At 59.0% G+C, this 7,415-nt stretch carries 8 protein-coding genes and 1 pseudogene; 6 read left to right on the forward strand and 3 right to left on the reverse strand.

The genetic code is table 11. From position 1 onward, the window contains the following. Nucleotides 1-10: 10 nt before the first annotated feature. Entirely contained in the window at nt 11-871 is an 861-nt protein-coding gene (locus OHD62_RS32290; protein ID WP_263791373.1) for a LysR family transcriptional regulator, read from the reverse strand. 138 nt (nt 872-1,009) lie between these two features. Between OHD62_RS32290 and OHD62_RS32295 the strand changes: the two genes are divergently transcribed. The 3 genes from OHD62_RS32295 (at nt 1,010) to OHD62_RS32305 (ending at nt 3,782) form a co-directional block, all read left to right on the forward strand. Continuing rightward, nucleotides 1,010-1,918: an NAD(P)-dependent oxidoreductase gene (locus tag OHD62_RS32295; protein ID WP_263791375.1), complete on the forward strand. Its 909-nt coding sequence runs from the start codon at nt 1,010-1,012 to the stop codon at nt 1,916-1,918. 25 nt (nt 1,919-1,943) lie between these two features. Beyond that, nucleotides 1,944-2,717, forward strand: a complete 774-nt coding sequence (locus OHD62_RS32300) for a class II aldolase/adducin family protein (RefSeq protein WP_263791377.1) — start codon at nt 1,944-1,946, stop codon at nt 2,715-2,717. Nucleotides 2,718-2,855: 138 nt separating this feature from the next. Continuing rightward, nucleotides 2,856-3,782 (forward strand): 2-hydroxyacid dehydrogenase, encoded by a 927-nt coding sequence (locus OHD62_RS32305; protein ID WP_263791380.1) that lies wholly within the window; start codon nt 2,856-2,858, stop codon nt 3,780-3,782. Between the two features lie 45 nt (nt 3,783-3,827). On the opposite strand, the gene OHD62_RS32310 is transcribed toward OHD62_RS32305, so the two are convergent. Then, nucleotides 3,828-4,892, reverse strand: a complete 1,065-nt coding sequence (locus OHD62_RS32310; protein WP_263791382.1) for a GlxA family transcriptional regulator — start codon at nt 4,890-4,892, stop codon at nt 3,828-3,830. A 100-nt stretch (nt 4,893-4,992) separates the two neighbouring features. On the opposite strand from OHD62_RS32310, the gene OHD62_RS32315 reads away from it, so the two are divergent. After that, nucleotides 4,993-6,021 (forward strand): GlxA family transcriptional regulator, encoded by a 1,029-nt coding sequence (locus OHD62_RS32315; protein WP_263791384.1) that lies wholly within the window; start codon nt 4,993-4,995, stop codon nt 6,019-6,021. 104 nt (nt 6,022-6,125) lie between these two features. On the opposite strand, the gene OHD62_RS32320 is transcribed toward OHD62_RS32315, so the two are convergent. After that, the gene (locus OHD62_RS32320) at nt 6,126-6,371 is read right to left on the reverse strand and encodes a hypothetical protein (protein ID WP_263791385.1); all 246 of its coding nucleotides are present in this window, start codon (nt 6,369-6,371) and stop codon (nt 6,126-6,128) included. 156 nt (nt 6,372-6,527) lie between these two features. Between OHD62_RS32320 and OHD62_RS32325 the strand changes: the two are divergent. Further along, nucleotides 6,528-6,959: pseudogene (locus tag OHD62_RS32325) on the forward strand (TCP-1/cpn60 chaperonin family protein); the annotation flags it as partial. Between the two features lie 92 nt (nt 6,960-7,051). Beyond that, nucleotides 7,052-7,415: GntR family transcriptional regulator (locus OHD62_RS32330; protein ID WP_263791387.1), on the forward strand; the 364-nt coding region annotated here is incomplete at its 3' end.

Below are 7,415 nucleotides of genomic sequence, written 5' to 3' on the forward strand. Positions count from 1 at the left end.
AGGTTGAGGTTCAGGCGATCGCCTCGCGCAATGCCTTCACAGCGGTTTCCATAAATTCCGGTGCAATGACGTCAATACGAACGGCTACGAAGACTGTGCGTTGAAAGCGCGGCGCCCCCTCGACCACATGCAGGCGGCCGGACTTGATGTGCGGTGCCACGGACTCGGCCAGGAAATAGCCCGAACCACCGCTAGCCAGGATGTGATCCAGGGCCACCGCGGCGCTGCGGATCGTGAGTTTGTGGCTGAAGACGCCCGGAAAATGCATGCTGTGCTGCGCCCGGAACGTTTCCCCCCAATCCACGAAGACATAGCCAGGAACAACCCCGCTTTGAACCGCACGTGGCTTAGTCGAAACCATTACGAGTTCTTCGCTGATGAGCGGCTCGATCCGAGCCTCCGCGCAATGCCTTGGGTCATAAAGCACAGCAATGTCGAGCAGTCCGGCTCGCAGCTTTTCCATAAGAATATCCGAGCGCTCGCTGATTGCGCTTGCGACGCCATCCGGTAAAGCCTTGGCCATGCGTTCCAACCAGCCCGGCACGACGCGAGGCCAGTGATTATCCTCGACCCCCAGAGTGACAAAAGCATTCAGGCCTTCCGGCAGCGTGGCGACCTGCTGACCGCGCTCCCAGGCGCGCACGATATTCACCGCGCTCGAATGAAACTGATGACCGCCCGTCGTCAGGGCCACTCCGTTGCGCTTGCGGTGAAACAGCTGGCGGTTAAGCCGACGTTCTAGCGCCTTTATCCGGGCGCTGATCGTCGACTGGGTGACGTTAAGCTGGTCGGCGGCGTGCTGGAAGCTGCCGGTCGAGCCGACTTCCAAAAATGCCCTGATATGCTCGATGTTCAATAAACCTGCTTTCAAATCGAATTCTTCGATATGACTCCCTAATTATATTCGTTTGCCACGTCAATCCGGCTGAGAAAGAGTGGCGTAGGATCGGTCCCGACGCGACAGCTGGAGCGCCGAAACGGCCTGACTGGCCACTTAACGGAGATATATATGCGGATTGCATTCATTGGGTTGGGCAACATGGGCGGGCCAATGGCCAGCAACCTGGCGCGCGCCGGATTTGAGCTCGCACTGTTCGACCTGGATACAAACAAGGTTGATGCGGTGCGTGCGACTGGAGCAGCGGCCGGCAACCAGGCGATCTCGTCGGCCGCAACCGCTGCCGAGGTGGCCTCCGGTGCCAATATCGCGTTCACATCGCTACCAAACCCCAAGATCATCGAAGCCGTCGCGTTATCTGATGAGGGCATGCTGGGGGCGCTGCCGAGAGGCGCGGTCTGGATAGATCTTTCAACCAACAATCTTGAATGCGAGAGCCGCATCCGCGCCGCCGCCGCAGAACGCGAAGTCGATTTCCTGGACGCTCCGGTTACCGGCGGGATTGAAGGAGCAGCTGCCGGAACGCTAATGATCATGGTCGGCGGAGACGCTCAGGTGTTTGCCCGCTGCAAGCCGATACTGGAGAAGATAGGCAGCCGGGTCATGCACCTTGGCCCCCACGGGGCGGGCTATGTGGCCAAGATTGCACAAGTCGTGCTCTGCTATCTCAACTCGGTGGCGCTTAGCGAGGCCTTGATGCTGGGGGTAAAAGGTGGGGTTCCTGCTCACATCATGCTGGGCATTATCCAGGGCAGCACCGGCGCAAGTTACGTCGCGGACCGCTACGGTCCGGCTATTCTCGACGGCAGTTATGATCCCGGCTTCGCACTGGGGCTCGCGCACAAAGACATGGCCCTGACCCTGGAACTGGCAGGATCTGTCGGCGCAACCCTGCCCATGTGCGAGCAGGTTGAGGCGATCTACAAAAAAGCCGTCGACAAATACGGTTTCGAACAAAACCACCTGATGGCCGTGAAGCTCCTGGAGGAGCAAAATGGCACATTCCTACGCTCCACCTGACAACAACCGATCGAAAGGACCACCAATGGCACATGAGATGAAAGCCGAGGACTTCAGCGTCCAGGGCGGCCACGCGAACATCTCCAAGGAAGAATGGGAAGCGCGAGTGGACCTTGCGGCCCTCTATCGCCTCGCCAACATGTACGGCTACGATGATCTGATCTGGAACCACATCACGATGCGGGTTCCCGGCACCGATCACCAGTTTCTTCTGAACCGCTTCGGACTGCTTTACAACGAGGTGACCGCATCCAACCTGATCAAGGTCGACGAGCAGGGAAAGGTCCTGTACGGCCCGCCGGACGTCAATACTGCAGGCTTCGTCATCCATTCAGCAATTCACAACACCCATCACGACATGAAGGTCGTGTTCCACAGCCACGCACCGGCAGGCCTCGCTATTACGGCTCTGCAAGATGGCCTTGAGTTCCTGACCCAGGATGGCTCGATGCTTTGGGGCGACATCGGTTATCATGACTGGGAAGGACTGTCTCTAACGCTTGAGGAGCGGGACCGTCTTGCCAAAAACATCGAAGGCAAAAAGTGCCTGATCATGAAGAACCATGGGTTCCTCGCGGTCGGTGCGACCGCCGGTGAGGCCTTTATGAATCTTTATTACACGGTCCGCGCCTGCCGCGTGTTGATCGATGCCTACTCTACGGGCCTGAAGCTCGATAAGAGCAGCGAGGAAATATGGCGGCTGGCGCACCGGCAGTACGACGATTTCCCGCTCGGAAAGTATGAGTGGCCGGCGCTGTTGCGCCAGTGCGACCGTGTTGATCCTTCGTACCGCTACTAAGTCAACAGCTGGAAACCTCGGGCCACGCTAGCCGGCCTTTCCAGCGCCCTTTCGTCTGCGGAAACCTTTGCAGGGGGTCGAACGACCAGCCGCCCCTTCCGTGCGAGATGATTCTCTTCTAACGGGGCACCCCGACCCATGACTATTCTTTTGAACAACCACGGCTACGACAACGAGAGCTGGCGCAAGGAAATCAACCGCCAGCTCCCGGAATTGCCCGTCAAAGTGTTTGGAGAATTCATCGACCCTGACGAGGTCGTCTATGCGATGGTCTGGAACCATCCGGCAGGCGACCTCAAACGCTATCCCAACCTGAAGGCGATTTTTTCGCTCGGCGCCGGGGCGGAGCATTTCGTAGCAGACACAAGCCTGCCCGACGTTCCCGTGATCCTGCTCGCTGATCCGGCCGTCGCTCGCGACATGGCTGCCCATGCGCTGTACTGGGTGCTTACCTTCCACAGGCGCTACGGGGATTACCGCTCGCAACAGAAGGACCGTGTCTGGCATCGCAAGAGTATCGTACCGACGCGGGAGTTTTGCGCGGGCGTCTTCGGTTTGGGCCGCATCGGCACGGAAGTCGCCAGCCGCATCCGCGATTTTGGATACGCGGTCAGCGGGTGGGACCGCTGCACGTGCCAGATCGAGGGGATCGACTGCTATTCCGGAACAGATTCGCTCTCCGAGTTCCTGAGCCGCAACGATGTGGTAATCAACGCCTTGCCGCTCTCTCCGAAGACGCGGCACTTCCTTGACGGCAAGATATTCTCGGCTATGCCCCCGGGCAGCTTCTTTATCAACATCAGCCGCGGCGCGGTCGTAAATGACGAGTCCCTGCTGGACGCTCTCGACCGCGGCCATCTCGCCGGCGCCGCATTAGACGCATTCGCCCAAGAACCGCTTCCGGTCGAGCATCGCTATTGGTCCCACCCTCAAGTCTTCGTTACGCCGCACATGTCGGGAGCCACATTTGCGTCCAGCGCCGTCGCTGTAATAGCCAACAACGTGCGCCGTCTTGAACGCGGGCTTGAGGTGTTTCCGCTGTTCAACCGGGAAGCCGGTTATTGACCCTGCCGGCATAACATCATGCCCTTATTTTGGTGCAGATCCGTGTCAGGGGGTGTCGCGGGCGCCAGGCCGTGGCGTTGACGCACCGAGAAATCTTCCAACCGGAAGCTTCCGGGCTTCGTGAGGCGCTATTTGATGCGCCTCGCGGAAACACCTCGAAAAGTGGGAGGCGGACACGAAACCGCAGGATACGGCAATTTCCAGAACCGGCATCGCCGATTGGGCAAGCAGGAGCTTCGCGTGTTCCAACCGCAATTCCCGAAAGTAGCGGCAAGGGGAGCGGCCAAGTTCATTGCGGAACAGGCGTTCCACCTGCCGCCTCGACAGCCCTGCAGCCGCCGCGAGGTCCGCCATGGTAAGCGGGGCGGCCAAATTCCTCTGCATCAATTCGATGAGTTTCACGACCGTTGGGTTGAGCCTGCCATGCTGACGCAGCAGCGGCAGCCGCTGGCGCTCATCGCCCGTGCGGACACGGCCGGCGACGGCCAACTCCGCAACACTCACCGCAACAGGTTCGCCGCAATGATGTTTCACAAGCTCGATCATCATATCGAAGGCTGCCGTGCCCCCGGCGCAACTCCAGATGTTGCTGTCGACCTCGTAGACGGTGGGAGCCGCCTCAACGCGCATGAAGCGCTCCTTGAACCCCGGCAGGGCCTCCCAATGGACGGAGCACTTGCGGTCATTGAGCAGGCCGGCTTTGGCCAAAGCAGCGACACCGCACCCAAACGCGCCCGTCCCAATGCGGCGTTGCCGACATTCCCGCAACCACGCGCTCAGCACCTTGGTTTCGCGTCTTTCATCATCCTCATCGCCGAAGACCAGAGCCAGCACCGGGCGTTGAGGCTGGATCAGGTGCCTGCGCTCCTGGGCCAAGTCGGCGTCGGCCATGACAGCGATGCCGCAGCTTGCCCTCACGGCTCCACCCAGGTGGGACACAATACGCCAGCGAAAGGCTTCACGCCCGGCAGCTTTGTTGGTCAGGCGGAAGACGTCCAAGGCCGACGACACGGCGAGAAGTTCGAACCCGGGCGCCAAGTAGAGCGCGACAGTAATCGGCTCGATGGCAGGAACAGACGCCCAGGCGCTCTGGGACCAGTGGTGGACCATAGTCAGACTCTCCGCCCTGTTCTCTTAGCGACGAGGGATAACCCGCCCGCGCCCTCATCTGATCGAAGGGGAAAATCCACGAAAGGACGATTGCGTCAGCATGGCAGTACATATGCGACACGGTGATTTCTTCACCAAAAATCGGGCTAAAAGGCCAAGGCGCGACGCTGCCCCGTTATCCGTCGGGTTTCTCCTTCTCCATCGGTTTACCCTTGGCGCTTTCGCGAATTTTGTAGACGTGCTGCGCCTTGCTGCCGACGATGGGGACCGAAGCCGCCCAATCCATTGCCAATGGCGTATCATATCGCCCGATATGTCGCCGATCCTGTCGAGCTGCGGCGTCGCGATTTCCCCACATGAACGGATCGGAGATCTTGGCCGCTTTGATTATCTAGTGGTCGTTGGCGGAGTTCTCGAAGAGGAAAGCCTCCTGGTCGACACACGGTTCGACAACCATTTGAGGGACGCTGCGGAGGCCGGTGTACCTCTCGTGGGGCTGTGTACCGGTTCATTCATCCTGCACCGTGCCGGCCTGATGCACGGCTACAAGTGTTGCGTGAGCTGGTTCCACAATTCGGACTTCCTCCGGCTTTTCGACGGTCTCCAAGCCGTTTCCGACCAAATTTTCGTTGTCGATCGAGACCGGCTGACCTGTTCGGGCGGCGCGAGCGCCGCGCACCTCGCAGCCTTCCTCGTCGACAGGCATCTCGGTAAAGCCTTGGCCTCCAAGAGTTTGCGGATCATGATGTTCAACGACGCGGCAAAGGCTGAGACGGCGCAGCCGACCGGACGCCTTGAGGTTGTCGTCCGGGACGAAATCCTGAAACGCGCAGTGCTGCTGATGCAGCACCACCTGGACGTTCCGCTTACCATCGACCAACTCGCCGGCAAGCTCGACTTGAGCAAGCGGCTAATCGAGCGTCGCTTCCGGTCCGAACTCCGTACGTCCCCGCGAGTACTATATACCCAGATCCGTCTCCACCATGCATGCCACCTGTTAACTCGGACTGAGAAATCGATTTCCACGATTGCGTTTGAGTGTGGCTTTTGTGACGGCTCACATCTGAGCCGTGTATTCCGCGATCACTACCAGCAGACCCCCCAACAATTTCGGCTCCAGAACTCATGAAGGAACTCTCGACCGGTTCTCTTCAAACTCCTGCAAGGAATTCGACAAAAATAGCGACACCCGCCTAGCCCCAAAGCTGCGAAGAATTCCCAACCGCTTGATATTTAAGCCCTGGCTGCATCTGGCATGGCTTTTGCTTCGCGTCTCGTGAGGTTCACTGAAACAGAGGTTTTCATGCGCATATAGAATCCAAAATAATGGGTGATCGATATGATGATTTTATAGAAAGATAACAAGCTCGCCTCGTCCCTTAAAAATGGAGAAAGACCCATGACCCGCACCATTGCAGCAGTAGCTTGCCTTCCTACCGCTTCGGCCTCGGCGGTTGCATCAGAGGCAAGAGAATTCAACGATTTATCGAGTATCGCTGTTTCGCACAGCTGGAAATATCAACTCTCACCCGGGACGACTGCCAAAAGACACTCGCCATTGCTGTCCACGGGCAACTGAACGGTGCTTCCATTTAATATCGTTGCCCCAGAGGCAACCCAGGCTGCATGATATGAGAGACCACCTCCGACTACGACCGCGTAAAGCTACAGGAGCGGCTGGCCAAGCTCGTCGGCGGTGTCGCGGCCGAGGTCGAGGTCGAGGTGAAGGAAAAGAAAACGAAGGATCGCGTCGACGACGCGCTGCATGCGACGCGCGCCGCGGTCGAGGAAGGTGTCTTGCCGAGCGGCGGCATGGCCCTGCTCAGGGCAGCAAGGGCGCTCGACACGGCCGCCCTCGACAACTCCGACCAGAAGACCCGTGTCGAGATCATCGTGTGGCGCGCCATCGAGGCGACGGCGCGCCAGATCGCCGAGAATGCTGGTGCGGAAGGCTCGATCATCGTCGGCAGGCTGCGCGAGAAGCCGGAGTTCGGCTATGGCTGGAACGCCCGGAGCAACGAATTCGGCGATCTCTTCAGCCAAGGCGTGATCGACCCCGCCAAGGTTCCGTCAAGCGACTCATATGATTGCTTGCAATAATGCAATATCTTAATACTGCCCAAGCCGTTGTTAGCAATGACTCGCCTTGAGGGGGCCGCATGATTCGGCCCGGTAGAACTCCACTTCATATTCAGCTCGCGGATATCATCCGATCTCAGATCGAGAGCGGCGTCTTCAATGCTGGCGATCAGCTCCCCACCGAGATGGAGCTGATGAAGCAGCACGAACTCAGCAGCAGCACTGTGCGACAGGCGGTGCTTGCCCTTGTCGGTGAAGGCTTGCTTTATCGACGCGCTGGCAAGGGGACGTTCGTTGCCAAGCGTCACATTGGCCGGGACTTGCCTACTTTTTCAGGATTTTCGGAAGAAGCGGTAGCGCGTGGATTCCGACCGGGTACTAGGCATATGACGGTCGGCTGGCGTCCCGCTGACGCCGTGGCAGCCGCACTTAACGTGCCGACCG

Origin of the sequence: Mesorhizobium sp. YC-39 (genome assembly GCF_025753795.1) — a bacterium.
Classification (GTDB): Bacteria; Pseudomonadota; Alphaproteobacteria; order Rhizobiales; family Rhizobiaceae; genus Mesorhizobium.